The organism is Photorhabdus akhurstii, from assembly GCF_018448925.1.
GTDB lineage: Bacteria > Pseudomonadota > Gammaproteobacteria > Enterobacterales > Enterobacteriaceae > Photorhabdus > Photorhabdus akhurstii.
On sequence record NZ_RCWE01000148.1, the window covers coordinates 1 to 303 of the forward strand.

Sequence of the window (303 nt, forward strand, 5' to 3'; positions counted from 1 at the left end):
TTGAATTTCTGGCGCCGCCGTCACGAGGCGCCCTTAAAGGGCTGGGTAAGCTGTTTACCCGACAGGCCGGTAAAAAGGCCGTCAGCGGGGCGATTGCCGGTGCCCGGCATGCCGGAAAAGTGATATCGGGTAAAACCTTCTGCTGTGCCAAAACCGCCTTCAAAGAAACTCAGGGCGTGAAACGTTACCGGGAAGCGACGAAAAAATTCTTTACCGGCGACCCGATTGACGTCACCACCGGCCAGCTGTTTGACCAGCGGACCGATATCACCCTCGGCCAGACCCTGCCGCTGGTATTTCTGC

Annotated in this window: 1 protein-coding gene; it reads left to right on the forward strand. The window is 57.8% G+C overall.

The genetic code is table 11. The features are described from left to right. Positions 1-176: 176 nt before the first annotated feature. Positions 177-303 (forward strand): DUF6531 domain-containing protein (locus EAE93_RS25410; protein WP_332009648.1); only part of this gene is annotated, 127 nt, incomplete at its 3' end.